The sequence below is a fragment of the Shinella kummerowiae genome, from assembly GCF_009827055.1.
GTDB lineage: Bacteria > Pseudomonadota > Alphaproteobacteria > Rhizobiales > Rhizobiaceae > Shinella > Shinella kummerowiae.
Map to the genome: position 1 here is coordinate 216423 of NZ_WUMK01000002.1, position 25804 is coordinate 242226.

Sequence of the window (25804 nt, forward strand, 5' to 3'; positions counted from 1 at the left end):
ATGGGCACGAAGGGCAGCTTCCGCCTCTGCGACGTGGTGCTGGACGACACGATCGGCCGCGCCACGCCGGATGTGGAGCACGAGCGTGCCGTCGCCATCTTCGACCTCATCGAGGAAAACACCTTCGAGCCGATCGGCCATGCCGGTGGGCCCTACCGCCTGAACATTTCGCTGCTCGATTCCAAGCTGGTCTTCACCGTCCGCACCGAGGCCGGCGAGGATGTCGCCACCCACATCCTTTCGTTGACGCCGTTCCGGCGCATCGTGAAGGACTATTTCCTGATCTGCGAGAGCTATTACCAGGCGATCCGCTCGGCGACACCCAGCCAGATCGAGGCGATCGACATGGGCCGGCGCGGCATCCATAACGAAGGTTCGCAGACGCTGGTGGACCGGCTCTCGGGCAAGATCAAGTTCGACTTCGACACCGCCCGCCGCCTCTTTACGCTCGTCTGCGTTCTCTATTGGCGCGGGTGAGCGGATGGAGGGCGTTTCCCCGGCACATCAGGAAACACGGTCGCGGACACCCCGGTCGCTCCTCTTCATGTGCCGTATGAACGCCGTGCGCTCCCCGATGGCCGAGACGATCGCCCGCAGCCTGCTGCCCGGCACCTATGTCGCTTCCGCCGGCGTGCGCCCCGGGGAACGCGATCCCTTCGTCGATGCCGTGCTCGACGAGGTCGGCCTCTCGCTCGGCCGCCATGCGCCGCGGTCGCTCGATGAGCTGGAGGACGATTACTTCGACCTCATCGTGACGCTGGCGCCGGAGGCGCATCACGCCGCCCTCGAATTGACCCGCTCCATGGCGGTCGACGTCATGTATTGGCCGACGCCCGATCCGACGGTTGCGACCGGCACGCGCGAGCAAATTCTGAATTCTTACCGCGACGTTCGCGAACTTCTGAAAACTCTGATAGAGAAGCGCCTGAAAGATCCGGGCTGAACCTCCAGAAGCCCGATTTTCGGCAAATGCAGAAACCCGGCGCTTCGGTGTTCACAAAGCACCGGGGATTGTGTAGTTTCCGGCAAATTTTTCGAGGCGAGCATCCGGCTCGCCCTCATCCACCCTACAGGAACATCATCACAAGATGGCAAAAGAAGAAGTCCTCGAATTCCCCGGCACCGTGACGGAACTGCTCCCGAACGCAACGTTCCGCGTCAAGCTCGAAAACGAGCACGAGATCATCGCGCATACCGCGGGCCGCATGCGCAAGAACCGCATCCGCGTTCTGGCCGGCGACAAGGTCCTGGTCGAGATGACCCCCTACGACCTCACCAAGGGCCGTATCACCTACCGTTTCAAGTAAGCCAGAGGGGCCGCGCCCTCGCCCGGCTGAGGCCGCAGAGCGAAGACCGGCGCCCCCCCGGAGCTTTCCCGGAGACCCCATGGCGCAGACCGACACGCTCATCCTTGCCTCCGGCTCGCCGCGCCGCGTCGAACTGCTCGCGCAGGCGGGCATCGAGCCCACGCGCCTGATGCCCATGGACATCGACGAGACGCCGAAGCGTGCCGAGCATCCCCGCTCGCTGGCACGACGCCTGTCGACCGGCAAGGCACAGGCCGCCCTTGCCGCCATCAAGGGCGACCCCGCCTTTGCCGGCAGCTACATCCTGGCAGCCGACACGGTCGTCTCGGTCGGCCGCCGCATCCTGCCGAAGACCGAGATGATCGACGAGGCCTCCAGCGCACTCCACCTTCTTTCCGGCCGCAGCCACCGCGTCTTCACCGGCGTGTGCCTGATCACGCCGGACCGCACCGTGCGCCAGAAAGTCATCGACACCAAGGTGCGCTTCAAGCGTCTCTCGACCACGGATATCGAACGCTACCTCGCCTCCGGCCAATGGCGCGGCAAGGCGGGTGGATACGCCATCCAGGGCATTGCCGGCAGCTTCGTCGTCAAATTGGCCGGCTCCTACACCAACGTCGTCGGCCTGCCCCTCTACGAGACGCTCGCCTTGCTGTCCGGCGAGGGTTTTGACGTGCATGCCGGCTGGGCGGACGCCTGACATGGCGGACGACAGTAAAAACCCGGCCGCGACGGTCGCCCCGCTGCGCAAGGCCGTGCCCTGTCCTATCTGTAAGCGCCCCTCGGCACGTGAGCACTATCCGTTCTGCTCACCCCGCTGCCGTGATGTCGATCTCAACCGCTGGCTCTCCGGTTCCTACGCCATACCCGTCGCCGATGACGAAACGAAGGCCAAAGAAGACGACATGTGACGCCTTTGTCACACGGCAAAAACACAATCTTTTCCACAGCTTGCAAGACCCGTCATTTTTCCCGCAAAAAACCGCCCATAGGGCTGGACACATTTTTGCAAGATGCTATAACCCCGCTCGCTCCCGGGGCGAAACCAAGCGCCCCACGGATTTCCTCGCGAAATCCACCGAGATGCCCGGATAGCTCAGTTGGTAGAGCAGCGGATTGAAAATCCGCGTGTCGGTGGTTCAAATCCGCCTCCGGGCACCATTAATTTAATAAACAATTTCAATGGCTTGCCCTTATTTTATTAGGGTGCCGTCTAGATTTTCATGCCGCACAGCGTTGCAAGCGAAACTCCTGGGTTTTCAGGAGTTTTCATGTGGTTCCGGCGAATCCGTGCGACATGTTCTGCGACATAAGTGGGTTCGGTGAACGCTTGGAACTCTATGTGATACGGCTCTAGTCCCGCTGTTTTCCCTCGCCCGCAACCCCTATCCCCGCTACAGCGCAATGGAAGCGCGCGGCGAGTAGGAATTGCTTTGTTTCGCAGGATCACTAACCAATGTGATTGCGCGCGGTTCCACTGTCCCTATCTGGAAGAATCGGTTGTCAGTAGGTCGCTCAGTCTCAAGAGAGCTTTGCCCCTCCAGATTTCTGTGTCAGAACGGCCTTCAAAGAATGTGCTCGATCCACAGCTTGAGTTTTTGTGGCCTCGTGCAAAAAAAATGAGATGAGGCCTCGTTTGTCACGCCTAACTGATCTGATCGCACAAGCGAGGAAGAAGGATGCTGCTTTAGGTGAAGAGCTAGAGCGCGAATTCAAAGTTCTTTCGGCCCGCCGTTCCTTCGGCCTCAATTTTGAGCGCCATCGCCCCGAAAATGTCGAGCTGCCTGGCCGTCCTGTCCGGAAGGGCGACAAGGTGCGGGTACTGCCGCCGCGCGGGTCGACGGTGAAAGGTGATCAGCGGATATGGAAGGTCCTCGGCTTTGACCGGGAGAACGGCGCTCGGCTGGCGCAATTGGAATTGATCGGGAATGGTGAGCCAGAGGCTGCGTCGGTTTCGCTTGAGGACTTGGTTGTCGTTGCAGAATTCCGTGATTACATCTACCCGGGACTTGTCAGTACCGGACGAGTAGAGCGCGGCGGCCACAAACCTTTCCACACGGTCATCAACGGTGAGAACTTCCATGTACTTGAGGCGCTCACTTACACGCATCGCGGTAAAATAGACGCCATATATATTGATCCTCCCTATAATTCGGGAGCAAAGGACTGGAAGTATAATAACGATTACGTTGAAAAGGATGACCTATATCGTCACTCTAAATGGCTGGCGATGATAGAGCGCAGACTGCAAGTCGCCAAAGAATTGCTTAACAGCGAAAAATCCGTCCTTATAGCGACTATCGATGAGAAGGAATATCTTAGGCTCGGTATGCTTCTTGAGCAAGTGTTTCCGGATTCCAAAATCCAAATGATTACGACTTTGATAAATCCCAAGGGCGTAGCACGTGGCAATGAATTTTATCGCGTGGAGGAGTACGTTTTCTTCGTTTTTGTAGGTGCGGCGTCCGTGACGAAAGCGCACGACCCTATGATTCTTACAGGCAAAAGAAATGATGCAGCCGAGGCCGACAGCTCGCCTAAGTCCGTCAATGTTAGGTGGGGGAACCTGTTAAGAAGCGGCACCGACGCCAAACGGACAGATAGAAAACACCAGTTTTATCCGATCTACTTGGATGCAAGTAAAGGAACTTTACACAGCGTCGGCGAACCGCTGCTTCCGGTAACGGCAGACCGATCCATAATAGTGCCTCCAGCCGGGACCGTGGCCGTGTGGCCCATAAGAAAGGACGGCTCAGAAGGACGCTGGCAAGTCGGTCACCATCGACTCCGAGAGTTATTCGAACAAGGCTTCGTTTCCATCGGTAGGTTTAATGGCGGCGACCGCGTTTCGTTCAGCTATGTCACTGACAAGCTTTTCGAGCAGATCGCTGCGGGTGAGATCGAAATCACCGGCAAAGACGACCGAGGTGCCGTCTTACTTTCGTTCTCGAATGATGCTTCAGCTTCTGAGAACCCCAAGACAATGTGGAATAAGACATCACATAGTGCAAGCGAGTATGGTTCTTCCCTTATTAGACAAATAATACCTGGTAGGAACTTTCCCTTTCCAAAATCACTTTATGCCGTCGAAGACAGCCTTCGTTTCTTCGTTGCGTCAAAGGCGGACGCCATAGTCCTCGACTTCTTTTCTGGTTCTGGCACGACCGCGCACGCTGTGATGAGGCTGAACCGTCAGGACGGTGGACGACGGCAGTGTATCTCTGTGACGAATAATGAAGTTGCTGCTGAGGAGCAGGCAGCACTCCGCAAAGCTGGGTTGAGACCAGGTGATTCAGAATGGGAGGAGTGGGGCATCTGCGACTACATCACCAAACCTCGGATTGCCGCAGCAATCACCGGCAAGACACCGAATGGTAAGGACATCGAGGGCGACTACAAATTTTTCAATGAATTCCCGATGTCCGAAGGCTTTGACGAAAACGCCGAGTTCTTTACCCTTACCTATGAGACCCCCGTCGCCGTCAGCCATAACCGGGCCTTCTCGCGGATCGCGCCGCTTCTTTGGATGCGAGCTGGCAGCGAGGGCTGCCGTATCGATGTTGTCCCAGCCGAGGGCTGGGCGGTTGCGGATACGTATGGGCTTCTAGTCGACTTGGATAAGACTGCACCTTTTTGCAACGCAGTCGAAACGAAAAGCAACTTCCGGATCGCTTACGTCGTGACTGATAATGAGCGACGCTTCCAGTCGGTGGCTCGCCAACTCCCTGCTGCCGTCGAGCCAGTACGACTTTACGAATCTTATTTGACCAACTTCCGATTTTCGATGGGGCGATAAGGTATGAAGTTCACCCTGAAGGACTACCAGGATGCTGCGGTCGGAGATGTACTTGACCGTATGAAGAAGGCTCGCAGGCGTTGGCACGAAGACGGTGACAAGCACGCCTTTTCCCTTACCGCGACGACCGGCGCAGGCAAAACTGTTATGGCGGCAGCGGTATTTGAGGCGCTATTTTTCGGAAATGATGATCACGATTTCGAACCGGACCCCGGCGCAGTCGTGATTTGGTTCAGCGATGACCCGTCACTTAACGAGCAGTCCCGATGGCGTCTTCACGAGGCGTCCGACAAGCTCACCATCTCCGATTTGGTTACCGTTGGAAACGCTTTCGGCAGCGATAGATTCCAGCCTGGAAAGGTCTACTTCCTCAACACCCAGAAACTCTCAAAAAATAGCCTTCTGGTACGCGGCCATGACGCTGACGATCCGGCCCTTGAAACGGCGGACGGGCAGCAAATAATGCCTGATATGCGCTCTCACACAATTTGGGATACGATTAGAAACACTATCGAGGACCCCGACCTAACACTCTACCTCGTTCTCGATGAAGCCCATCGGGGTATGAAGGAAGGCGGTCGGTCCAGTGGGGACGGGAAGCCGACGATTGTCCGACAGCTTATGAACGGTTCCGGCAGTACACCAGGGATTCCCATTGTTTGGGGCATATCGGCGACGGTACAGCGTTTCAACGATGCCGTGACCGGCATGCAGGGCCGAAGCACACTGCCGAATGTTGTCGTTGATGCTAAGAGGGTCCAGGATTCAGGTCTTCTCAAAGATACCATCAATCTGGACGTGCCGGACGAAGACGGAAATTTTCAGACCGTACTTCTGCGGCGCGGTACGACGAAGCTCCGGGAAATTTCCAATGCCTGGGCGGAGTATGCAAAGCAACAGGACGATTCCAATTTGGTCCTGCCGCTTATGGTCCTCCAGGTGCCGAACTCGCCCGACCATGCCGAAATCGGTAAATGGCTTGATACGGTCTATGAGCAATGGCCAGAACTCCCGCATGATTGCGTCGCGAATGTCTTCGGTGAACATAAGGCGGAGAACTTTGGTAGGTACTCCGCGCCCTACATTCCGCCGGAGCGTGTTCAGGAATCTCGATGGGTCCGTATTCTCATTGCGAAGGATGCCATCAGCACTGGTTGGGACTGCCCGCGCGCGGAGGTCATGGTTTCGTTCCGGGCAGCTTCCGACAAGACCCACATCACCCAGCTTCTGGGGCGAATGGTGCGCACGCCCTTAGCTCGGCGCATCCCCGGCAATGACCGATTGAACGCGGTGGACTGTTTGCTTCCGCATTTCGACAAGAAGTCAGTCGAAGCCGTCGTAACGGCACTCATGTCGGGCGGTGACACAGGGGAACCGCTGACGGGTCGTCGCATTCTCATGAATCCAGGCGAGATGAAGCCGAACCCTACCATTCCGGAGGACGTCTGGCAGAAGCTACTTTCCTTGCCTTCTGAAACCCTGCCGAAGCGGCAGGCACGTCCAGTTAAGCGGTTGACCGGACTAGCTCACGAGCTAGCTTTTGATGACCTTTTGTCCGACGCGGGCAAAAAGGTACATGCAGAGATGCATAAGGTACTTGATGGTGCCCAAGTCCGCTACGCCGAAGAGATACAAAAGGCGCGCACGTCGGTCCTGAGCGTCGAGGGCAAGACGGTGAAAGCTGACGTGAAAACTAAGGGGATGACGTTCGACGACTTTGTTGAAGCGGCAGACTATGTGGTCATCGAGGACGCCTACAAGCGTGCTGCCCGTGTCATCAGCCCTGATCTGGCGACCAGCTACAGCGAACATCTTGCATGCAAGTTCTCAAATTTTGAGGACACCGAAGATGCGCTTATCGAGGCGCACACCGTCATCGCGGCGATGGGGCTTGTCGGCGGCATAAAGGATGACCTGGAGACGGCAGCGGAGAAGCAATCCAATCAATTGCTATCGCAATACCGCGTGTCGATTAAGAGCCTTTCAGACGAGCGACAGGAAGTATTCCGGCAAATTCGCGAAATGAGTGCCGATCCGCTACCCGTCGATCTCGCGCGTCCCAACACATGGCTACAGATGACTACGGTCAAAAAGGCCGACGGGACAGAAGAACAACTCCCGCGCTTCGAAAAGCACCTTCTTTGTGACGAGAACGGGGTCTTCCCGGGCGACTTCAACACCTGGGAGGCAGAGGTCGTAAGTAACGAAATCAAGCGCGACGGGGCTATCGGCTGGTACCGGAACCCAGCCCGTGCAAGTCAGGACTCCCTTGGAGTAACCTACGAGGACGGAGGCGAGGTCAAGATTGTACGTCCGGACTTCATTTTCTTCGTGCGGATGCCTGACGGAACAGTTGCGGCCGATATTGTTGATCCCCACGGGGTTCAGTTTGGCGATGCGCTTCCAAAGTTGAAGGGCCTGGCGAAGTACGCAGAAGAGCAGGCGGGCGTGTATCGACGGATCGAAGTATTCGCGAAAATTAGAGGTAAGAATCGCGTCATCGACCTAACCGAGGCTGCCGCGAGAGCGGCCATCGCGGTGGCGGCGACAGTGGTGGAAGCTTACGACAGTGCCGCTGCGAGCGATTACGTTGCTTAGCGTAGACAAGGGGCATCGCTGTCTGGTTTACTATCGATGCTTTTTTCCACGAGCGGGACGTCATGGGTGAAGCCGTGAGGAAGTACGATCCTCCGGTATTCTCACTCCTATTTCAACGTTGAAAGCTTTGCCGACGCCAAGCGTTTACAGCGTTCACGGTATCCGCCTTCGGATCGGGATCATTCCAGCAGTTCCAAAACTCAATCGTCTGGCTGTTCGGGCGGTGGCGTGGCTCAGCAATTCTGACGCGAGTAGGTAGAAGGCTTGCATCTCCAACAACAAGCGCTTCCCCTAGATCGAGGATCGGGAGCAAGTCACCGAAACTTCCTAAGCTGTCAGGCAACAGTCGCCTGATTACGCTTTGATCGTCCCCGTTGGTAAGGCGCATCGCAATTACGTTGTTGCACTGACTCAAGACTGTGCGATTCACTTCAGCTGGGCGTTGGCTGATGACGACAAGACCAACCCCGTATTTTCGCCCTTCCTTAGCAATTCGTTCGAAAATCTGCACCGACACCGCATCGGAACTGTCTGTATTTGCTCTCTCAGGAATGTAGAGGTGTGCCTCGTCGCAAAACAACGCCACCGGGTGTCGGTGTTGCTGCTCGGTCCATTGGCTGGTCGTAAAGATCAGTCGTGCCAACAGGCTAACCATCAGAGGCAAAACGTCTGAAGGAACCTCAGAAAAGTCGATTATCTTGATGCCGCCGCAAGCGTCTGGTTGGGCTCCTCGGCCACCGATAAGGCAGTGTGCAATTGTCGAAAGCCACGCCATCTCCATGCATTCGTCGGGTGCTTGAAACAGAAAGCCGAGTCTCCTGTCGTTCTTCTTGGCTTCAAGCCGAGCAATCATTCGGCTTAACTTATCGAAGTACGGCCCCTGTTTCTCGCCTCTGGCACCGGCCACCATCTCCACGTTCAGCCTTTCTAGCTCCGCTAACACAGCGTCAATGCTGAAAGGGACGGGACTATCAATGGTAAAATTTTGGAGGATTTCATTTTCGTCGGCCGCGACGAGTGTCGCCGTTTTGGCGTCGGTGATGCACCTACTCATCATCATTGCTTGGTTCGGCGCGTTTTGATCACTCCGGTCGACAAAAAGAGAAACTAAAGCTTCGTAGCCAAGCAGCCAGTAGGGGAGATGCAGAACTCCCTCTGCCAAGCCTGATCGGCGCTCGATATCAACTGGCCCCGCGATGCGGATATGTCGAAATTCATCGCCGACAAGCGGCTTGTATTCTCCATGTATATCGAAAAGAATCACGTTTGCTTGGGGAAGTTGCGCGATTTGATCGAGAAGCCGCGCGGTCGTCCAAGATTTTCCTGATCCCGTACTGCCGACGATGACAGCATGGCGTTGGAACAATTTGTTACCATTTAAAAAGGCTTCGGCATCATCATCCAGGGTAAATGTCCCTAGTGAAAGTCGGGGCCCATCATCCGCCACGTTGGAAATCACTTGCATGAACTTGGTTAGACGCTCACCTTCGAGAGCAAAGCAATTGGCATCGATCTCGGGAACGGTTTCCAGAGTCCGCCTAAAGACGTTTCGTTGAATGCCGACTCTGTCGTGATGGGTACCAATCAACGTGATTCGGACGAGATTGTTTTCGGGAAGGATTTCTTCCGCAGGGTCTTCGCTTCCAGCAGGCTTGCTTTCGTCAGCTTTACGCGTGATCCGTGTTACAATTCCGATAAGGTATTGACCAGCACGGCTACTTTGCAAAACCGTCAGTCGGTTCACCTGGACTCGGCGCAAGCGATCCATTGCGTCAACGCGGATGGTAACAGTGGCCGTGTCAACAGAGATGACACATCCTAGTGCTTCTTCATCAACATAGTTGAAAATGCTCATCGTTCCTCACGTCACTAAATTGAGAAATCCGTCGACCGACCAGTAGTCGACGCCGGGAATATCGATGCCGTCCGGGTAAGCGTGAAAATATGCCCGCGAGCCCTTCGCACTTTGCTCGATACCGAGAAAAAGCGGCCCTGCCTTTTGTTGCAGAAAGGTCTTGGCCTCGTCAGTCAGGGTGCGTGCGACGACCGTTACCGGAACTTTCTTGAGCCGACAGCGCTCAAGAATTTTTGGTTCGATATGAGCATCCCTAAAGCCAAATCCCAAACAAAGGTAACCGTCAGATTGCTCCAAAGCACGATCCGCACCTTGAATCGCAGACCGAAACGGCTCGTCATGAGTACGCTCGTATTTATTAAAGCCAGGCGTGACAATGAGAGGCAGTAGTCCGGCTTCCGGTAGTTCGTAAAGCGGTGCTGACAGGGCGGTACCATCACTTCGTTCGAACCAGTCAAGCGAGCCATGAACCTTCCAAATCTTCACGGTTCGAAGGCTTTTTCCCGCCTGCACAAAGGAAATCGGGTAACTACCCTCACGCCGTTGCAGGTAGCCTGGAGTGAAGCCTACCGAGTGGATAACATCAACGGAATTGCACGCGTACTCCGCTACCCGATCATAGTTTGTCGTGACGATGTCGAGCACTTTTTGGCTGCTTGCGAGTAGGGCAAGTATCAATCGGCCGAGCGGAAAATTCTCTTCTGCCCGAACCGCTCTGGAAAATAGGACTTTGTCAGAATTGTTGATGCATTCCCAGGTGTGTCCCACAATTTTTCTTGTGAGGAGCGCTGGTAAAGCTTTACCGGTTAAGGCCTGCTCAAGGTGTTCCCCAGCTGCAAACGCTTCGGTGACCTTCGCCCAACCTTCGGCCTCTTCGTCGCCGTCGGTGGTAACTTTTTCCAGCAGAAAATCTTTGAGAGCCCCCATTCCCGGCAGCCCGTGACTGGCTGACGCCCCACTGCCGAGCACAACCACCGGGCTGCTAGCAAAGCACGACTGGGCAATTTTGGCTACATCGTCTTCCAGCATCAGCGACTCAGCGTTTTGATTGTCACTTCAATTTAAGCGAGCAGATGAGGCGCGCAACGGAAATCGCATATTTGAGTTAGCCGGTGGGTGATTTGGGTATGCCCCTGCGAACAATCGCAGCATCGGCCCGAGAGGCGTCCGTAAAGGTTGTTTCTTGCATTCGGACATTCGAGGCTCTGGACATCATTCAATCGGACAGTCCGGAGGTCCCATGTCCGTCATTTTCTACGCTCGCGTTTCCACGGCAGATCAAAACCTAGATCACCAGATTGCCCAAGCTCAAGCAGCCGGTTTCGTTATTGATGAAGTCATTGCCGACCATGGAGTATCGGGGGTCAGCACGAGTCTTTCCGAGCGTCCGCAAGGAAGGCGGCTCTTCGACAAGCTCCGGGCGGGCGACACCCTCGTAGTCCGGTGGGTTGACCGCCTCGGTCGCAATTACCGGGACGTAACCGATGCAATCCGCCACTTCATCCGCCAGGGCGTCATCATCCGAACAGTGATAAATGGCATGACATTCGACGGCGCGACTTCGGACCCCATGCAACAGGCGGTGCGGGATTCGCTCATTTCGTTCATGGCTGCGATGGCCCAGGCTCAAGCAGAGGTGACGAAGGAAGCGCAGAAGGCCGGTATCGCGGCGGCGAAATCCGATAGCCACAAGTACCCCGGCAAAAAACCGAGCTACACTCGTCACGATTTTGAAGCCGTACAAGCGATGCTGGTGGCTGGTTCGGGGGCGTCTTTCATCGCACGGGAAACAGGATTGTCGAGGCAGACAATTCTCCGGATCAAGACTGATCCCGTTGCAGCGGAAGCGGCCCTAACGCGATGGAGGCTGTGACTAGTCAAGTCATCAGATAAATATGCTCTGCAGGGGATTTCTGCCCTCAACTCCCATTATGTGGCGGTCTTGTATTAGTTCGTCCTATGCAACGCCAGACGCGATCTTCAACGAAAGGAGATCGCTATGCAGCCACACCAGTTTACACCCGCCCAAAAAGCAAAAATCAAAAAACGTGAAGAACGTCGCCGCCGCGAACGACAACGGCGAGCGGACGAGTACCGCAGGCGCATCGAACGCCTCCGCCGCCTGATCGAAGATGCCCGCAAACGACGCCAGCGCCTCATGCTGCTGCTTCTGCTGGCGATCCTGGCCATGCAGGAAACGATTCTGGCCACATTTCGGCGCTCGCATATCGATTGGCCCGACCCCAACCCAAAGCGTGATTGGACGCCCGATCCAAGGAACGACTATGCGCCCGCGCCAGATAACGATGACTACTGCGACGGCTACAGTTACGAGCAGTGGACGCGTATGCTGAATGAGCGCGGTATCAAGCTCAGTCGCAAGGCAGAGCTTCAAGGGGCTTGGGAAGCCGATCCGGAGCGCGAGTTTTTTCCAGAACGCTATCAACTTTGGGGCCACAAGCCATACATCGGCCAGCTCATGTACGATCTCGCAGCGCCATATTGGCGGGCCGATGCCTTCGCAGCGATTAAGCTATTGACGCCTGTCGAGACGCACAAATATCTCGATGAGGCATACGCAACTGACCCCAGCGATCTTCGCCAGTGCCTCGCGGATCGTGACAGCGACATTGTCCAAGCGTTCCAGAACCGCGCCATTTTGTGGGAGGAACGCAAGCGCCGCGAAGCCGAAGAAACAAAACGCGACAAAGAATTATCGCGAAAAAGCGACGGTGACCAAGGAATTCCCAGGCCAAATTGAAGGAATTTTTCAGAGAATTCCTTGATCGGAGACCTGCCGATTATTCGTGGCAAGGAATTTCTTGAAAATTCGACTTCGCCAAAGGAATTTGGAAGAAAATTATTTATTTTGAATTTTTAGAAGAATTCCTTTGCTTAAAATTACCTATTGACGGAATGATTTTGCTAACCTACCTATTCGTCGTCCACAACGAAAGGGAGCTTGGGCATGATGAATACAATCTACATCTCTGCGGACGTGATCCAGAATTCGATGCTCTACACTGGTGACGCGATTGCGGTTTTCAGCAGTTGGAAGCCGAAGCGACGGGAGACCGTTTTCCGTTACGAAAAGGCGGACATCCGCATCACGGCTGCAAACGGCTCGATCTATCTGATGTCTGAGGCGGAGATGACGCAGCCGAAAATTCCATTCACACCGATCCCCGCTGCCGAGATCGGGGCGCTGGTGCGGTCAATGGCTGGCGTTGTGCAACCTGCCGAAGTCAACCAGGTGCTGCGACTGCTGAAAGGCGCGATCTGATGGCAGCGCTGCCACCTGAGTTCGATCTTGCCAGAAGCAAGATCATCACTCGGTTCTCGATTTACCGGAGCCGGTACAAGCGATGCAGCCTTTGTATCATCCCGAGCATCGTCAGAAGGCAGGTTTTAGAAAACTGGCAGCAAGCCGTGACTGACAGCGAGCCATTCACAGTGATGGATGCGAAGAGCGTCGGGTCGGCGAGGTGCGGCGATTGCAGTTTGAAGGGATGGCCGAAAGTCTCGGTGGAGAGCGGCACCCTGTTTTTACACCTAGCCAGCAACAACAGAAGGAAGATGAAATGAATCAGCATTTTATGGCATTGAGCTGTGGAGGACAGTATCCCTGACCGGCGCGGGCAGGATGCGTTCGCCCGCAAATATCAACAGATGCCTTTGCCATCGCTTGCACCGTTGGCAAAGCTTGAAATTTGCGGCCTTTAGGCTCGCTTAACCCATCCCAACAATTCGAGAAACTTGGCTGACGCTACAGGGGGTACCGTGGCGTCATAACGAAGGAGTATGTCTATATGTCTGGTATCAGATTGAAGGAAATCGGCGCGAACGTCTGGAAGACGCCGGAGACGGATGAACTGCCCGGTCTCATATCGAGCGTTACGGGGTTGTGGGCAAAGATTTCCGAGGCAGACCGCGATCTTGCTTTGCAGGTCGCGGCTATGTTGCCGACGATGAAAATCCGCCGCGTCCGCCACGTGAAAGTGGATGTGGCGAGCTTGAAGACCGAGCGGGTTCATAGCATCGACACGCGTTGATTGAACCTTCCAGTATTCACAGTCATTGCCGCTGTCCTTGACAGCCACGCTTTCACGAGCCTCGGCTCCCACTAAAATCGATCACTTCCAGGAACAGGATCGTCATGAAGCTTTTCCATTTTACATCACTTGCCCATCTGAATGGCATCCATCGCCACGGTCTGACTATCGGTGACGTTCCGACTTGTCTCGAACGCCAGACGGGGAAAATCGGCGTATGACTGACCACAAACCCGGAACCCGATGGACACGGCTTGGAAGGCAGCGCCGTCGATAAAAAGGCGGTTCGCTTGACCGTTGAAGTCCCCGATGGTCGGCCACTCTGGCAGTGGGACAACTGGGCTGAAGGTCGAGTGACCGCCTTTACCAGACATCGGCTCGAACAGGCGGGAGGCGATGCGGCGCGAACATGGTACATATTCTTTGGATGGATAAAGCCCGAAGTGATTGCCGAGGCGGTTTTGACGCGAACCGGCGAACCAGTAGCGGCTTGGGGATCGTACTATCCGGCCGAAGATAGCTTGCCGGGTGTGCCTTTCTGGCGAAGAGAAGCGTGGCAGAAGCAAATGCTAAAGAAAGTGCGCCAGGCTATAAATGCCCGTTAGGCCTATTGAGGATGCCGGGGCCGCTCCAATCGCCCCCGGCATCGCTGTGTTTCGAGCCACTGAGCGCTTCAGGAAATGGTTATCGACAGCATCAAGTCAGAAGAGGCACTGTCCTTTGCCGCCCGTATAGTGATGTTATAGATACCTGCGACCACTGCGAGACCGATGATTTTACCGGTTGCTGCATCGAGCGCCAGAGCGGGTGGCAGTGGATTTCGCGCCGCGAATGTGTAGCCGCTGACATCCCCAATCGGCATGATACTGATAGACGCACCAGCGGCAACCTGGATAGGCTGGTAACGAATTCCGAAAGCAGGTTGCTCCGGTTCCGGCTGCGTTGGTGCAGGATCGGCAATAGCGGCCAGCGTGCCAGACGTAGGCGACCGGAAGATGATACTGCCAGCGGAGGCGTTGGACGCGATCAGAATCGTGGCGGCAAATATCAGTTTAAGCATCACGTTTTCCCTTTTTTGTAAAATTGGGCTTCAAAGCCAGCCTCGGCGCAGGTGAAAGCTCTGGCGTGGACTGGGCGGCGACAGGCGAAAGCATCGACCGGAGGCGATCACGCTCGACGCCTGCCCGGAACGCCGCATCCTGCGCTGCCCGTGCCTTCTGTTCGGTTTCATAGCGCTGGCGCTCGGCCTCAAGTAGCTTTCGCTCGGCAGTCTGCGCGACATCCCGCCAGCGGTCGATTTCGCCCTTCAGCTCAGACCGGATTCTTTCGGCTAGTTTTGATTTCCGCAGGCCATCCCAAACCGCCCGGAGGCGACCGGCCCACCCGCTGTACCTGGCTGCATCGGCCAGTGCTGCGCGTGCATGCACTTGATCGTTCCGAGCGCGATCTTGCAAAGCCAGAGCGGCAACGGTGGACTTTTGAGCTGTTTCCCGCATTGTGGCGGCATTAGCGGCGATCTTTGCGGCGTCAGCTTTTGTGCGGCCTATGTACGCCTCACCATCCGCCTTGACCTTACGTGCGCGCTGGACGGTCTTTTGCAGGGCTTTGGCCTGGACCTGTTCCCGTTGCCATTCGTCCCTTGACAGGCGGCGGCGCTGAGGGCCGAGACGGGTAAGGCCAGACGGAATGGCGACTGCCTCGTGATAAGAGTCCTGCCACTGCCTCATCGCAGTTTTGTATTGGGCGTCAGCCCGCTTCCCGAGCGCCTTTTGGTCCTCCCCAGCAATGGGACCGGCATCCATAACGGCACGCTTGGCAGTCATCCCCGGATGATATCTAGCTGCCTTGAGAGCAGGATCGGATAGCGGCAGGATATAAGCATGAATGTGCCAGTGGCTTTCGTCTTCGTGCCTGATCACGCTTTTCAGGTCGTCGCCATATTGATCCCTCAACCACGCAACTGTGCGACGCTCCCACTCTTCAGCTTCTCGGCGCTTTGTGGGGTCGGCTCTGATCTCGTCCATGGTGTAGGGATGCGAGGCGACCACCGTATGCACCGTTTTTTGGTCCTGTCGTATTTTTCGCGATTTACCACCCTTCACCTCGACGGTGGCGGATGCGACAGCCGAGTCGTGTAATTCCTGAACCGTCTCGACGCCGACACCGTGCACCAAAACAGGAGGAGACGGATTCGAGACATGGACTGAGGCGTTAGGCTTGCGGGACGCCTCGGCAAAAATAAAATCTGTGCCCCGCCCCTGGGCATCGGGCTTTCGGGAAAACGAATCCAAATGAATGAACTGATAGCCCATAATAGGCCTCAGCCCACGCGGCGGTGATCCAACTCGGCGTTAAGCAGGTCCTCGACCTTCGCCCAGTCTCCGCCCAGTTGTAAAGCGACCTGCTGTTTCAAGGCGCAAGCTTCATCGCCCCATCCCCGCAACCACGTAGCGACATATCCGTATCGCGGATGGCTCCTAAGCACCCTAAAAGCTTGGGAGAACATGGTAATTCGTCTTAGCGTATCCTCGGCTGTCCAATCGCTCCGTTCGTCGGCATCAAGCTCCATCCACGTCCTGGCCAGCGCCGGATCGTCATCGCACATCGTCATATAGAGTTCCGAGGCAACGGCGATATGGTGCATGTCGAGGTCGACAATACAACGGATTTGGTGATCGACAGCCTGGAGCCCATCTAAGGAACGCTTATCATCATCAGATGCCGAGGGTTCCGGCGCATACTCGAAATTGACGCCGCCCTTCCAAGCCGCGACGAGTTGTACGCGGACGAGGAACTGTTTGTCGGACATGTACGCAATGCCGCCGTTTACTTCGGTCGCGTCTTGGGAGAACGAAGCGTAATTCAAGTCGTCGGACCAGACCACGCCATACCATGATCGAGGCAAGCGAATAACCTTGAGCCGCGCAGGAAATCGAACATCGCCTCCAACAACAGTGACATCACGTTCGTATTCTTTCATCAGTCTGCTCCAGAGATAGGAAAATACTCCTTCAAGTGTGAGAGCAAAAACAATGGGCGGAAAGCAGATTTTGGTACCGGAATCAAAGATGTAGTGACCGACTACCACTATCTTCGATAGTGTCGGCTCTTCGAGGAGGCCTTCAGCCGGACCACTTCATGGAGATAACGCCGTCGAGGGTCTGCCGACTGCCCCCTCTTTCGCCGGGAGGCGATCACGCTCAGGCCACATGGCCCCATTGCCAGCCCGTGGCTGACAAGCCGAACCGCTGGAAAATCAGCGTTCGTCACGAAGTGATGCGGTGTATGGTGTTTACCTTCCACGGGGTCTGGGGGGCTTTGTCCCCCAGTCATGGGAAAATCAAGATTTTGCTTGTCTTTGGCGCGCCTGCCGTGCCTCTGACATGGCCTTGGAAATTTGCCCGGCAGACACGCCGAAATGCGCTGCAAGATCATCACGGCGCATGCCCTTCGTCGCTTGCAGATATAGCGCCATACCGCCCATCTCAAGCCTTGCCGTCTGCTGTCCCGTCCGATCCTTCACGCCCCTCTCACGCCGCGACTTTTCAGTGCGTTCAACTGAACGCTCCCGTTTCCGGTCTTCATCGACCAGCACCCGGAGTCCTGCCGCACGTTGTTCTGCCGGATCGATGCTCAGCCACTCGACAATCGTGTTGGCTTTCATCCGATAACGGCAGTCAACCTCACGTCCGCCGAAATCCAGCTTCTGCCCATCGGCGGCTTGCCGCGCCCTCTTGATTATGGCGGACATACGGGATTTCGTTTCGCTATCGCGCCATCCCGCTGCTTCCCTTGCGAGCGACATGATTTCCCGACCAAGGACTTCTGCCGGTGAAATCCATGATATCGCCACACCTGCAATAAACAGCCAGGAATCGCGCTGCCCTTCCGGCAATGAACCTTCTGGACAGCGATGCGCGCGGAGGCGTTGCAAATCACTCAAGACGGATTCCCAATATGTCGCCCCTGACAAGGTTAGGACGGGACGCGTCTTATCTTTTCCCTCCGCCTTACGTTTAGCCCGCTCAGCACGGAGAGAAATCAATTCAGCGTGGGTGACGGGCAGGACTTCATCTGCAAGCGTCCCGAAATCGTGACGTGTCGGTGTGTCAGGCGCACCGTGGCACCAAACCATGCCGACTTTGCACCGATCTCGATCTGCACTGGAATTTTCGCTACCTGCAAGCCGGAATACCCGTGCAGCGTCCAACGCCCGCTTGTCCGCTCCGAAGGGCTCTAAAATCAATCCTAGGCGCTTCTGGACGGCATTCCACCGAGGCAGGGCAGTACGAGGCAGCAATTCCGACAACCAAACACAAACAAGACCTCGGCCCGTCGATAAAATGTAGGACGGATGCGGGATCATCGCCTCCTCCAGATAACCTAGAACGGCACCAGCAACATCTCTGGGGGCTTTGGCGCGCCACCGAGCTACGTTGTGATAGTCGAGGTCAGCGTAACACGCGCCAATCGCCGTCAACTGCGAGATGGAGCGCCATTTCCAGAAAGCTGCTTGCGACACGTACAAGTCGGTCCGATTGTCTTGCTGGAGGAGCCGTTCGGCTTCCATTATCGCGCCGCCGCCAACTGGAACGGTCCATTCCTTCCACGGTCTTTCCCGCCATCGCACCCGCTGCGCGAAACTGACGACCCCATTTCGGAGGCCGCCGCGTGAATTGTCCGGATGGAGATTTTCAATGTGCTGGCGCGCACCGAACGTGCCGTAGTCGAAACCTTGTGGCTCCGAAAAAATGTCAACATTTCTTTTTGGAAAATCGTCTGGCTGATGTTTTGGGGCTGGGCTATTTGCCAGCCCGCCGCTCACCGAGCAACGCGGTGGAGCTTTACAATGATTTCGCCATCAGCAATCATATGAATACGTTCCTAAAAGACGCCGGAGGGTTCCAGCCCTGTGATGGCGTCTTTTTTAATGGTGAGAGCAGGCGGAGTCGGCGTCAACCGCCGATCCGATTTTCCAAGAAGTCAGAGAATGAATTCGTGTTGGGTGACGTCACACCCGATCCGCTCAAGGTGATCGTAAGCCGCTTCGCAGATGTCGCCATCGTGATCAGTTAAGCGAGGAAACCCTTTGCGTTCCGCGTGCTCCGAAAGCCACTCCAGGAAATCCATCTCATCCGAGTATCGTACACAATAAGCTGTATTCTTCTGAGCGAATCCAACGACGAAAAGGACATTGTCAAAGCGTGGCGTTTGCCCGCATCTCCAAGAGCCGACCTTACATTGCCCGAAATTATTCATGTGGAACCGATCCGACATCATCGAGATAGTCGTTGTGCTGAATACGGTTCAAAAGGAAGCTCATCGCAGCTTCGACGCCCTTAATTTGCTCACCTGCCAGCTGATAGCGGTCTACGCAGACTGTGCTCGGCGACATCAGCATCGTTTGCAGATAATCGAACTCTCTGCCCAGGTAGCGTATCTCGCGTCGGACTTTGGACAGATGTGGCATAGCTTCAATCGTCAGATGGTCCCGAACGGGTTTTGCTTCGACCCGAGTTTCATTCCTAAGCGGCCCCAAGAGCATTTCAAGATGCTCTTCAAGGCGCGCACGGACTTCTGCAACCTCGTCCTCGGAAAGTTCGTTCCAGTCGCGCATGTTGCTTTCCGAAGGGCTTTTAAGCTTAAGATCATCTGTCAGCCATGCGAGCGAGGGCTTTGATTTAGCAGTGCCAATTTTCAAATCGAAGAAGATAGCCTTACCCAAATCGTGGCAAGTGATGGAGACTTTGCTTATCTGGAGTTGACGGTGCATTTTTATTTCCTTTCGTTGGCAAAGCTTCGCTGTCCTCCCCATGCGGAAGGCTTTGCGGCGCGTAAAGTTTCGGAGGTTGTGAGGCCGTAGGCGCGGTTAGTCGGTCGAGCCTATACGCTGTCGTGACGGATGGACTTGTCGTCCTTTAAAAGCTGTATGAACATCATTCCAATTCCCGGTCATGCAGCAATGCTACAAGCTCATCCATGGTTATTGTTTCGTCTGGTGAGCTATCGAGCTTTTCGCCGACAGCCGCCCAAAATTCGGGCGGTTGCCCGGCGACCAGCTTGGCCAACCGCTCCGTGCGCCAGCGTGCGTAGAATTCGCCAAAGTCGATTTCATTTGCCGCCATGTTGACCTCCTGAGTAGCCAAACCCGTGGAGGTGGTGGCTTTGGTGATACTGGAGCGGCGGCAGGCCGCGCTCTTTGCGGATGATTTGGCAAACACGAATCTGTTCCGCGTTGAGCGTGTCAAACGCGCCCTGCGTGGAGCGACTGCTTCCCATTTCCTCGAAGCGATCCAACGCGAAACCCACAGTGTAGGTTATGGTGGTGCTGCCCGGAATTTCATCGTAGCGAAGACGGTATTCGCCAGCTTCGATTTCAGCGATTTTCTCGCGTACCATGCGGAGCATGTGAGAGGCGTCATGGGTTTTCCGGTGGTGTGTCATGGCGCAACCTCAAAATTTGAGACTGCCCGCTCTTGGATGGCGACGTACTCGCTACGTTGGATAGCAATCTTGTGCTTCTCAGCCTGTCCCGCGTACACGGTCACGCGATCAGCCGTCATAAGCCGCCATCCGCCATCATAACGCCGAAGATGGGCGACGGTGCCTGTAGCCTGCGGCGTCCAACGAGCCGTTTTGCGCGACCGATCAGGCCCGGCGCTACGTGCAACAGCGGTGATCCCCGAGCGCTTGCTTGTCGCAATACCCGCGCCATCAAGCGCCTTTTCCAGATTCAGCGCCACACGGCGCAAGTCGCTAAGGTGGTAGGCGTACTTCTCCGCCTTTCCATTCACCTGCTTCAAATAATCTGCGCATCCGCCATCGGCGTCATCAAGGCGAAAGCCATGGCGTGGCAATTTGGTTGCTGTTTGTTTCATCTACAGTCCTTTCGATTGGCAAAGCTTCGATGCCTTCCGCATGAGGAAGCTCTCCACTTTTCATTTGGGTAAATGGCCGCACTTGCGGCCAGCAGAGCCGATTGAATATTGGCTACACGCGGGTTCCAGGCTGCCTGAGTCTAGGTCCCAGCCCGTGCTTCGAGCACTGCTCTGTCAGTTCATTTGTTTGAAGAAAGCTACAAGGCGGCCGCGTTCTGCAACCCAGCGGCCGCCCACCTTCTTTGCGGGCAGCTCACCCTTTTCCAGCAGATGAAAAGTAATGCGACGCGAGCGCCCGATGAGTTTCGCAATATCCTCCCCGCCCCAAACCAGGTCGAGGTCAACACGCACAATTTCTTTCGATTCATACATTCACTACACCACACTTTTGCGAAATCACCGTAATATAAATTACCGTGATTTCATTGCGTGTCAATAGGAAAGAAATTACAGTGATATCAAAAATGACGGAGATAGTACGTGGCTGGAAACAAACCGGGACGAGGGTCGGACCAGTTCCCCCTACGATTGCCTGACGGAATGCGTGACATGATCAGCGATGCGGCTGACAGAAATGGCCGGTCTATGAATGCTGAGATAGTTGCGCGCATCGAGGCTTACGAGACTGGCGGAAAAGATGCGTTCGAATGGAGAAGGCGGTTCGAAGATGAACACGCTCTTAGAAATAGATTGGAAGAACTCTATGCAAAAATGGCAGAGAATGCTGAAGGCCTGAGAGATTTAGCTGGTCTCTTTAAGAGCCAGCTTTCACTGCATCTGGGTATGGTCCAGATACTCTCCGGATTGATTCAAAAGCTGGACCGCAAGCCAACTCCAGACGTTCTTGCGACCGCTAGGCAAGCTGAGGAGCATGCTGCCTCAACACTTGCAGGCATGGGCACGAGAGACCCCACCTTCGACATTATTCGTAAGCTCGCCGAGCAAAGTGCTACACTTGATTCAACGGAAATATGAAGAATGTCAGTTCGAAAGCGCGACTGGGTCACCAAGGGCGGCGAACGGAAGTCGGCCTGGATTGTCGATTACTTTGACGTTTCAGGTACTCGGCGGCAAAAGACTTTCCGTCTGAAAAAGGAAGCCGATGCCTTCGCGGCAATTGCCACGGTTGAGGTGCGAGCGGGAACGCACGTAGCAGATGCCGCGAGTGCCACGATAGCAGAGGCGGCGGAATTGTGGATCAAGGGTGGAGGGATTGAAGAGTTAGAATTGAGCACCTTGGATCAACGAAGGCAACACGTTGACCTCCATATAAAACCTTTCATAGGGAGCGTGCTTCTTTCTAGATTCAGCGTTCCGGGCGCGAGAGCCTTCCAAGATCAACTGCGCAACAGTGGCAGATCGATTGCGATGGTTCGTAAGGTCACGACGAGTCTCAGTTCCATTATGTCGGATGCGATGGAGCGAGGTTTAATTGGCCGGAATCCCGTTAGAGAAATGAAGGCCCGACGAAATTCGGGCCACAACGCCGCGCAGGTAAAGCGTCAGAAGGGCAAGCTCAAGGTTGGGGTAGATATACCAACGCCTGAGGAGGCGAAGGCTTTCGTTAGCGCCCTCAATGGCCCATGGCGAGCGATTCTGCTGACTGCAATTTTCACGGGTATGCGAGCGTCTGAGTTGCGCGGCCTCAAATGGAGTGCTGTTGACCTGGAAAAGAGGCAAATCCACGTAGTGGAGCGCGCTGATCGTTACAACTCGTTGGGTAAGCCGAAATCTGCAGCGGGGGAACGTTTTATCCCAATCCCCCCAGTCGTCGCAAAAACGTTGCAAGAATGGAAGCTGACCCTTAGTGAAAAGCGGGATACGGGGGGCGTCGCGCCACGCGAAAATGTGGGTTTGGTTTTTCCCAATGGAGCGGGGAAAATTCAAAGCTTGGCGAATATTATCAATCGAGGGCTGTGTCCCATGATGGTAGCAGCTGGTCTCAGGTACGACAGCGGTAGGGTGGACAAACAGGGGCATCCAATCTTCAAAGCTAAGTACAGTGGTATGCACGCGCTTCGGCATTTTTATGCCTCCTGGTGCATCAACCGCAAAGAAGATGGTGGTCTCGGGCTTCCTCCAAAGGTGGTACAGGAACGCTTAGGTCACGCCACAATCGCGCTAACTATGGACACTTACGGTCACCTCTTCCCGAGAAACAATGAAACGGATGAAATGGCGCAGGCAGAAGCGGCTTTCTTTGCTTAGTGCAACATGACTGCGACATGGAAGCTAATGGCCCCTCCTTTTCAGGGCCTTTGAGCGGATTGAAAATCCGCGTGTCGGTGGTTCAAATCCGCCTCCGGGCACCATTCGCTTCCCGTTTGATCGTCACGAAATCGACAGATCGATAAATTCGGGTTCCTATTCCACACGCCTCCTCCCATCACAGAATTCGATACATCCGTCAGCGAAACTCGCGTGAACGGTCTCGCGAAACCGGGTAGACCTTTGCCGCTTCGCCTCTCCTGGCGATGGCCGGGGTCCAGTTTGCGGAGTTTTCATGAGCATCGTCGAAAGCCTTAGCCCCCGATCGCTGCGGGCGCCGGAGAGCGGGATCGTCGAAGTTGTCAATTATGCGCGCGGGCGCGAGGGGCTGATCCCGCTTTGGGTGGGCGAAGGGGATTTGCCGACGCCGCAGTTCATTGCGCAGGCAGCGTCCACCGCACTGCTCGGCGGCGAGACGTTCTATACGTGGCAGCGCGGCATTCCCGAGCTTCGGGCGGCGCTGTCGCGCTATTATGCCCGACGCTTCGGCAAGGTTCTGCCGGCCGAGCACTTCTATGTCGTCGGCTCCGGCATGCAGGCGATCAAGCTTGCCATCGAGGCGCTCGTCTCACCGGGCGACGACATGGTGTATCTGACGCCGGCCTGGCCGAATTTCGCGGCGGCGGCGGAGCTTTCCGGCGCCAACCCGATTGCCGTGCAACTCGATTTTACCGGCGGGCGCTGGCAGGTCGATCTCGATCGCATCGAGGCGGCGATCACGCCGAAGACCCGCGTGCTCTTCGTCAACACGCCGTCCAACCCGACCGGCTGGACAGCGACGCGCGAGGACCTTGCGAACCTCCTCGCCATCGCGCGGCGCCACGATCTGTGGATCATGGCTGACGAGATCTATGCGCTATATCACTATGCCGGTGGCCACCATTCCAGCAGCAGGGCGCCCTCCTTCCTCGATGTGATGGAGGACGGCGACCGCGTCATCTTCGTCAACTCCTTCTCGAAGAACTGGTCCATGACGGGCTGGCGTGTCGGCTGGATCGTCGCGCCGCCGGAGATGGGCCAGGTGCTGGAAAACCTCGTGCAGTACTCCACCTCCGGCGTGCCGCAATTCCTGCAAAAGGGGGCGATTGTCGCACTCGATGAGGGTGATGCCTTCGTGCAGGCGAATATCGACAAGGCGGCGAGGAACCGCGACGTCTTCTGCGATGCGCTGATCGCCACCAATCGGGTGGAGACGCTGAAGCCGGACGGCGCGCTCTATGCCTTCCTCAAGATCGACGGCGTGACGGATTCACGGCTGGCGGCGCTCGATATCGTCGACCGCATCAATGTCGGCCTCGCGCCCGGCACGGCCTTCGGCCCCGGCGGCGAACTTTTCATGCGCGCCTGTTTCCTGCGGGATCCCAAACAGGTCGAGGAAGCGGCCGACCGGCTCGCGCGGTACATCGCGGCGCGCTGAGGCTGCTCACAGATGGTCGAGCACGAAGTCGGCGCGCTCGACCACCGACACTTTGGGTAGGACAATCACCTCATATCCAAGGGCCGGATAGGTCTTCTCGAGCCGCTCATACTCCTCCAGGGCGGCATCGAAGCCATGGCGACGCTCGGCGTCACCGGTATGGATATCCGGCCAGGGCGGGGTGAGAAAGACGCGCCTGTTGTAGCGATGGACGGCCGCCAGGTCGTCCTGGACCGGCTCACCTCCGGATATTTCAAGCGCCGATGCCGCATCGACAAAGCCACGGTCGAAGAAGACAAGCCCCGGGTGGTCGCGCATCGCCTCGCGATCGGTAAGCGCCATAGCCATGGCGCGGCGGGCAAAGGCAGTCATGTCGAGCCACGGCAAGGCCTGGCCGCCGCTTGCCAGCTCCTTCTGCACGATGCGGCGCCCCGGTTCCTCGACGACGGCATGGCCGCGCCGGCGAAGTTCTTCGAGCAAGGTCGATTTTCCGCCACCCGAGCAGCCGGAAAGCACGATGAAGCGGTCGGACATGATGTTGCCTTTCTGGAACGGGAAAACGGCGGGGCGCGATTGCGGTTGCGTCTTGCCGGTCGGCAAGGTGATATGCCTGAAATTCAGGCGATTCGGAGGGGTGCATGGCGGTTCTTGTCACGGGCGGCGCGGGCTATATCGGCAGCCACATGGTCTGGGCGCTCATCGACGCCGGCGAAGAGGTGGTGGTGCTGGACCGGCTTTCCACCGGCTTTCGCTGGGCAGTAGCGCCGGAAGCGCGGTTTTATGAAGGCGACATCGCCGATGCCGCGCTCACCACACAAATCTTCGCCGAAAACGCTATCGACGCGATCATTCATTTTGCCGGCTCGATCATCGTGCCGGAATCGGTCGCCGAGCCGCTCTCATACTACGAGAACAACACGGTCAAGTCACGGGCGCTGATCGCCGCCGCCGTCGCGGCGAAGGTACCGTATTTCGTGTTCTCCTCGACCGCCGCCGTCTACGGCACGCCGGATGGCATCGAGCCGGTGCTGGAAACGGCCGCGCTGCGACCGGAATCGCCCTACGGTTCCTCCAAGCTGATGACCGAGATCATGCTGCGCGATACCGCAGCCGCGCATGACTTCACCTATACGGCGCTGCGTTACTTCAACGTCGCCGGCGCCGATCCACGCGGTCGAACCGGTCAGTCCAGCGCCGGCGCCACGCATCTCATCAAGGTGGCCAGCCAGGCAGCCCTTGGCAAACGCGACGGCATGGATGTCTACGGCACGGACTACCCGACGCCGGACGGCACCTGCATCCGCGACTACATCCATGTCAGCGACCTTGCCAATGCGCATCTCAAGGCGCTGCAGCGCATGCGCGCAGGCGGCGGTTCGATCGTCGCCAATTGCGGCTATGGCCGCGGCTTCTCGGTGTTGGAGGTTTTGGATCAGGTGAAGGCGGTATCCGGCGTGGATTTCCCGGTGCGGGTCGCCGGCCGCCGGCCAGGTGACGCGGTGCTGATCGTCGCCAACCCCTCGGTCGCGATGAAGGAACTCGACTGGAAGCCGGAGCATGACGACCTCACCTTCATCGTGCGCACCGCGCTCGACTGGGAAGATCACCTCGGCAAGCGCAACCAGCGCTGACC

At 56.4% G+C, this 25804-nt stretch carries 30 protein-coding genes and 1 tRNA gene; 19 read left to right on the plus strand and 12 right to left on the minus strand.

Annotated features, from left to right (window positions below):
• The 8 genes from GR138_RS05465 to GR138_RS05500 all read left to right on the plus strand — a co-directional run bounded on the left by GR138_RS05465 (position 1) and on the right by GR138_RS05500 (position 7701).
• Positions 1 to 477, plus strand: coding sequence for a UPF0262 family protein (locus GR138_RS05465; RefSeq protein WP_160857614.1), 477 nt, complete (start codon positions 1 to 3; stop codon positions 475 to 477).
• Between the two features lie 4 nt (positions 478 to 481).
• Positions 482 to 943 carry an arsenate-mycothiol transferase ArsC gene (locus GR138_RS05470; RefSeq protein WP_160857615.1) on the plus strand — a complete coding sequence of 154 codons (462 nt, stop codon included), beginning with the start codon at positions 482 to 484 and terminating at the stop codon, positions 941 to 943.
• A gap of 145 nt (positions 944 to 1088) precedes the next feature.
• A complete protein-coding gene (infA, locus tag GR138_RS05475) occupies positions 1089 to 1307 on the plus strand; it encodes a translation initiation factor IF-1 (RefSeq protein ID WP_069060068.1) in 219 nt (72 codons plus the stop codon).
• Positions 1308 to 1386: 79 nt separating this feature from the next.
• Positions 1387 to 2007 carry a Maf-like protein gene (locus tag GR138_RS05480; protein WP_069060069.1) on the plus strand — a complete coding sequence of 207 codons (621 nt, stop codon included), beginning with the start codon at positions 1387 to 1389 and terminating at the stop codon, positions 2005 to 2007.
• A gap of 1 nt (position 2008) precedes the next feature.
• Entirely contained in the window at positions 2009 to 2218 is a 210-nt protein-coding gene (gene yacG, locus GR138_RS05485; protein ID WP_160857616.1) for a DNA gyrase inhibitor YacG, read from the plus strand.
• A gap of 174 nt (positions 2219 to 2392) precedes the next feature.
• Positions 2393 to 2468, plus strand: a tRNA-Phe gene (locus tag GR138_RS05490).
• A 475-nt stretch (positions 2469 to 2943) separates the two neighbouring features.
• A complete protein-coding gene (locus tag GR138_RS05495; protein WP_160857617.1) occupies positions 2944 to 5103 on the plus strand; it encodes a site-specific DNA-methyltransferase in 2160 nt (719 codons plus the stop codon).
• Positions 5104 to 5106: 3 nt separating this feature from the next.
• Positions 5107 to 7701: a DEAD/DEAH box helicase gene (locus tag GR138_RS05500; RefSeq protein WP_160857618.1), complete on the plus strand. Its 2595-nt coding sequence runs from the start codon at positions 5107 to 5109 to the stop codon at positions 7699 to 7701.
• 112 nt (positions 7702 to 7813) lie between these two features.
• Here the strand turns inward: GR138_RS05500 and GR138_RS05505 are convergent, their stop codons facing one another.
• Positions 7814 to 9556 (minus strand): ATP-binding protein, encoded by a 1743-nt coding sequence (locus tag GR138_RS05505; RefSeq protein WP_160857619.1) that lies wholly within the window; start codon positions 9554 to 9556, stop codon positions 7814 to 7816.
• Positions 9557 to 9562: 6 nt separating this feature from the next.
• Entirely contained in the window at positions 9563 to 10585 is a 1023-nt protein-coding gene (locus GR138_RS05510) for an SIR2 family protein (RefSeq protein ID WP_160857620.1), read from the minus strand.
• Positions 10586 to 10796: 211 nt separating this feature from the next.
• On the opposite strand from GR138_RS05510, the gene GR138_RS05515 reads away from it, so the two are divergent.
• The 6 genes from GR138_RS05515 (at position 10797) to GR138_RS05540 (ending at position 14213) form a co-directional block, all read left to right on the plus strand.
• Complete coding sequence (locus tag GR138_RS05515) at positions 10797 to 11429, plus strand: recombinase family protein (protein ID WP_160857621.1); 633 nt, start codon at positions 10797 to 10799, stop codon at positions 11427 to 11429.
• Positions 11430 to 11555: 126 nt separating this feature from the next.
• Positions 11556 to 12317, plus strand: a complete 762-nt coding sequence (locus tag GR138_RS05520; RefSeq protein WP_160857622.1) for a hypothetical protein — start codon at positions 11556 to 11558, stop codon at positions 12315 to 12317.
• 207 nt (positions 12318 to 12524) lie between these two features.
• Positions 12525 to 12839, plus strand: coding sequence for a hypothetical protein (locus GR138_RS05525; RefSeq protein ID WP_160857623.1), 315 nt, complete (start codon positions 12525 to 12527; stop codon positions 12837 to 12839).
• Positions 12839 to 13141 carry a hypothetical protein gene (locus GR138_RS05530; protein ID WP_160857624.1) on the plus strand — a complete coding sequence of 101 codons (303 nt, stop codon included), beginning with the start codon at positions 12839 to 12841 and terminating at the stop codon, positions 13139 to 13141. The genes GR138_RS05525 and GR138_RS05530 overlap by 1 nt, the downstream gene beginning before the upstream one ends.
• Positions 13142 to 13380: 239 nt before the next feature.
• Entirely contained in the window at positions 13381 to 13608 is a 228-nt protein-coding gene (locus GR138_RS05535; RefSeq protein WP_160857625.1) for a hypothetical protein, read from the plus strand.
• A 254-nt stretch (positions 13609 to 13862) separates the two neighbouring features.
• Entirely contained in the window at positions 13863 to 14213 is a 351-nt protein-coding gene (locus tag GR138_RS05540) for a hypothetical protein (protein WP_160857626.1), read from the plus strand.
• 68 nt (positions 14214 to 14281) lie between these two features.
• Here the strand turns inward: GR138_RS05540 and GR138_RS05545 are convergent, their stop codons facing one another.
• The 4 genes from GR138_RS05545 to GR138_RS05560 form a co-directional block, all read right to left on the minus strand.
• Positions 14282 to 14668 (minus strand): putative Ig domain-containing protein, encoded by a 387-nt coding sequence (locus GR138_RS05545; RefSeq protein WP_160857627.1) that lies wholly within the window; start codon positions 14666 to 14668, stop codon positions 14282 to 14284.
• Entirely contained in the window at positions 14661 to 15920 is a 1260-nt protein-coding gene (locus tag GR138_RS05550; RefSeq protein WP_160857628.1) for a plasmid recombination protein, read from the minus strand. Before GR138_RS05550 ends, GR138_RS05545 begins: the two co-directional genes overlap by 8 nt.
• Before the next feature lie 8 nt (positions 15921 to 15928).
• Entirely contained in the window at positions 15929 to 16588 is a 660-nt protein-coding gene (locus GR138_RS05555) for a hypothetical protein (protein ID WP_160857629.1), read from the minus strand.
• Positions 16589 to 16948: 360 nt separating this feature from the next.
• Positions 16949 to 18178, minus strand: coding sequence for a hypothetical protein (locus tag GR138_RS05560; RefSeq protein ID WP_160857630.1), 1230 nt, complete (start codon positions 18176 to 18178; stop codon positions 16949 to 16951).
• A gap of 167 nt (positions 18179 to 18345) precedes the next feature.
• Between GR138_RS05560 and GR138_RS05565 the strand changes: the two genes are divergently transcribed.
• Entirely contained in the window at positions 18346 to 18684 is a 339-nt protein-coding gene (locus GR138_RS05565; protein WP_160857631.1) for a hypothetical protein, read from the plus strand.
• A gap of 175 nt (positions 18685 to 18859) precedes the next feature.
• Here the strand turns inward: GR138_RS05565 and GR138_RS05570 are convergent, their stop codons facing one another.
• The 5 genes from GR138_RS05570 to GR138_RS05590 all read right to left on the minus strand — a co-directional run bounded on the left by GR138_RS05570 (position 18860) and on the right by GR138_RS05590 (position 20858).
• Positions 18860 to 19381, minus strand: a complete 522-nt coding sequence (locus GR138_RS05570; RefSeq protein ID WP_160857632.1) for a hypothetical protein — start codon at positions 19379 to 19381, stop codon at positions 18860 to 18862.
• 163 nt (positions 19382 to 19544) lie between these two features.
• The gene (locus tag GR138_RS05575) at positions 19545 to 19733 is read right to left on the minus strand and encodes a hypothetical protein (RefSeq protein WP_160857633.1); all 189 of its coding nucleotides are present in this window, start codon (positions 19731 to 19733) and stop codon (positions 19545 to 19547) included.
• Complete coding sequence (locus tag GR138_RS05580) at positions 19720 to 20052, minus strand: hypothetical protein (protein ID WP_160857634.1); 333 nt, start codon at positions 20050 to 20052, stop codon at positions 19720 to 19722. Before GR138_RS05580 ends, GR138_RS05575 begins: the two co-directional genes overlap by 14 nt.
• Positions 20049 to 20486: a hypothetical protein gene (locus GR138_RS05585; RefSeq protein ID WP_160857635.1), complete on the minus strand. Its 438-nt coding sequence runs from the start codon at positions 20484 to 20486 to the stop codon at positions 20049 to 20051. Before GR138_RS05585 ends, GR138_RS05580 begins: the two co-directional genes overlap by 4 nt.
• Positions 20487 to 20660: 174 nt before the next feature.
• Positions 20661 to 20858 (minus strand): DNA-binding protein, encoded by a 198-nt coding sequence (locus GR138_RS05590; protein ID WP_160857636.1) that lies wholly within the window; start codon positions 20856 to 20858, stop codon positions 20661 to 20663.
• A 108-nt stretch (positions 20859 to 20966) separates the two neighbouring features.
• Here GR138_RS05590 and GR138_RS05595 point away from each other — a divergent pair, with 108 nt between their 5' ends.
• From GR138_RS05595 to GR138_RS05605, 3 genes are all read left to right on the plus strand, one after another.
• Positions 20967 to 21461 (plus strand): Arc family DNA-binding protein, encoded by a 495-nt coding sequence (locus tag GR138_RS05595; RefSeq protein ID WP_160857637.1) that lies wholly within the window; start codon positions 20967 to 20969, stop codon positions 21459 to 21461.
• A 3-nt stretch (positions 21462 to 21464) separates the two neighbouring features.
• Entirely contained in the window at positions 21465 to 22694 is a 1230-nt protein-coding gene (locus GR138_RS05600; RefSeq protein WP_160857638.1) for a tyrosine-type recombinase/integrase, read from the plus strand.
• Between the two features lie 295 nt (positions 22695 to 22989).
• Positions 22990 to 24171 carry a pyridoxal phosphate-dependent aminotransferase gene (locus tag GR138_RS05605; RefSeq protein ID WP_160857639.1) on the plus strand — a complete coding sequence of 394 codons (1182 nt, stop codon included), beginning with the start codon at positions 22990 to 22992 and terminating at the stop codon, positions 24169 to 24171.
• Positions 24172 to 24177: 6 nt separating this feature from the next.
• Here the strand turns inward: GR138_RS05605 and GR138_RS05610 are convergent, their stop codons facing one another.
• Positions 24178 to 24705, minus strand: coding sequence for an AAA family ATPase (locus tag GR138_RS05610; RefSeq protein WP_160857640.1), 528 nt, complete (start codon positions 24703 to 24705; stop codon positions 24178 to 24180).
• A 104-nt stretch (positions 24706 to 24809) separates the two neighbouring features.
• On the opposite strand from GR138_RS05610, the gene galE reads away from it, so the two are divergent.
• A complete protein-coding gene (gene galE, locus GR138_RS05615) occupies positions 24810 to 25802 on the plus strand; it encodes a UDP-glucose 4-epimerase GalE (protein ID WP_160857641.1) in 993 nt (330 codons plus the stop codon).
• Positions 25803 to 25804 lie beyond the last annotated feature (2 nt).

What these genes read in the sequence shown, in the direction of transcription:
- GR138_RS05465 (WP_160857614.1), top strand. Translation starts at nt 1, where the DNA reads ATGGGCACGAAGGGCAGCTTCCGCCTCTGCGACGTGGTGCTGGACGAC.
- GR138_RS05470 (WP_160857615.1), top strand. Translation starts at nt 482, where the DNA reads ATGGAGGGCGTTTCCCCGGCACATCAGGAAACACGGTCGCGGACACCC.
- infA (WP_069060068.1), top strand. Translation starts at nt 1,089, where the DNA reads ATGGCAAAAGAAGAAGTCCTCGAATTCCCCGGCACCGTGACGGAACTG.
- GR138_RS05480 (WP_069060069.1), top strand. Translation starts at nt 1,387, where the DNA reads ATGGCGCAGACCGACACGCTCATCCTTGCCTCCGGCTCGCCGCGCCGC.
- yacG (WP_160857616.1), top strand. Translation starts at nt 2,009, where the DNA reads ATGGCGGACGACAGTAAAAACCCGGCCGCGACGGTCGCCCCGCTGCGC.
- GR138_RS05500 (WP_160857618.1), top strand. Translation starts at nt 5,107, where the DNA reads ATGAAGTTCACCCTGAAGGACTACCAGGATGCTGCGGTCGGAGATGTA.
- GR138_RS05505 (WP_160857619.1), bottom strand. Translation starts at nt 9,556, where the DNA reads ATGAGCATTTTCAACTATGTTGATGAAGAAGCACTAGGATGTGTCATC.
- GR138_RS05510 (WP_160857620.1), bottom strand. Translation starts at nt 10,585, where the DNA reads ATGCTGGAAGACGATGTAGCCAAAATTGCCCAGTCGTGCTTTGCTAGC.
- GR138_RS05515 (WP_160857621.1), top strand. Translation starts at nt 10,797, where the DNA reads ATGTCCGTCATTTTCTACGCTCGCGTTTCCACGGCAGATCAAAACCTA.
- GR138_RS05520 (WP_160857622.1), top strand. Translation starts at nt 11,556, where the DNA reads ATGCAGCCACACCAGTTTACACCCGCCCAAAAAGCAAAAATCAAAAAA.
- GR138_RS05525 (WP_160857623.1), top strand. Translation starts at nt 12,525, where the DNA reads ATGATGAATACAATCTACATCTCTGCGGACGTGATCCAGAATTCGATG.
- GR138_RS05530 (WP_160857624.1), top strand. Translation starts at nt 12,839, where the DNA reads ATGGCAGCGCTGCCACCTGAGTTCGATCTTGCCAGAAGCAAGATCATC.
- GR138_RS05545 (WP_160857627.1), bottom strand. Translation starts at nt 14,668, where the DNA reads ATGCTTAAACTGATATTTGCCGCCACGATTCTGATCGCGTCCAACGCC.
- GR138_RS05550 (WP_160857628.1), bottom strand. Translation starts at nt 15,920, where the DNA reads ATGGGCTATCAGTTCATTCATTTGGATTCGTTTTCCCGAAAGCCCGAT.
- GR138_RS05555 (WP_160857629.1), bottom strand. Translation starts at nt 16,588, where the DNA reads ATGAAAGAATACGAACGTGATGTCACTGTTGTTGGAGGCGATGTTCGA.
- GR138_RS05560 (WP_160857630.1), bottom strand. Translation starts at nt 18,178, where the DNA reads ATGGAAGCCGAACGGCTCCTCCAGCAAGACAATCGGACCGACTTGTAC.
- GR138_RS05570 (WP_160857632.1), bottom strand. Translation starts at nt 19,381, where the DNA reads ATGCACCGTCAACTCCAGATAAGCAAAGTCTCCATCACTTGCCACGAT.
- GR138_RS05575 (WP_160857633.1), bottom strand. Translation starts at nt 19,733, where the DNA reads ATGGCGGCAAATGAAATCGACTTTGGCGAATTCTACGCACGCTGGCGC.
- GR138_RS05580 (WP_160857634.1), bottom strand. Translation starts at nt 20,052, where the DNA reads ATGACACACCACCGGAAAACCCATGACGCCTCTCACATGCTCCGCATG.
- GR138_RS05585 (WP_160857635.1), bottom strand. Translation starts at nt 20,486, where the DNA reads ATGAAACAAACAGCAACCAAATTGCCACGCCATGGCTTTCGCCTTGAT.
- GR138_RS05590 (WP_160857636.1), bottom strand. Translation starts at nt 20,858, where the DNA reads ATGTATGAATCGAAAGAAATTGTGCGTGTTGACCTCGACCTGGTTTGG.
- GR138_RS05600 (WP_160857638.1), top strand. Translation starts at nt 21,465, where the DNA reads ATGTCAGTTCGAAAGCGCGACTGGGTCACCAAGGGCGGCGAACGGAAG.
- GR138_RS05605 (WP_160857639.1), top strand. Translation starts at nt 22,990, where the DNA reads ATGAGCATCGTCGAAAGCCTTAGCCCCCGATCGCTGCGGGCGCCGGAG.
- GR138_RS05610 (WP_160857640.1), bottom strand. Translation starts at nt 24,705, where the DNA reads ATGTCCGACCGCTTCATCGTGCTTTCCGGCTGCTCGGGTGGCGGAAAA.
- galE (WP_160857641.1), top strand. Translation starts at nt 24,810, where the DNA reads ATGGCGGTTCTTGTCACGGGCGGCGCGGGCTATATCGGCAGCCACATG.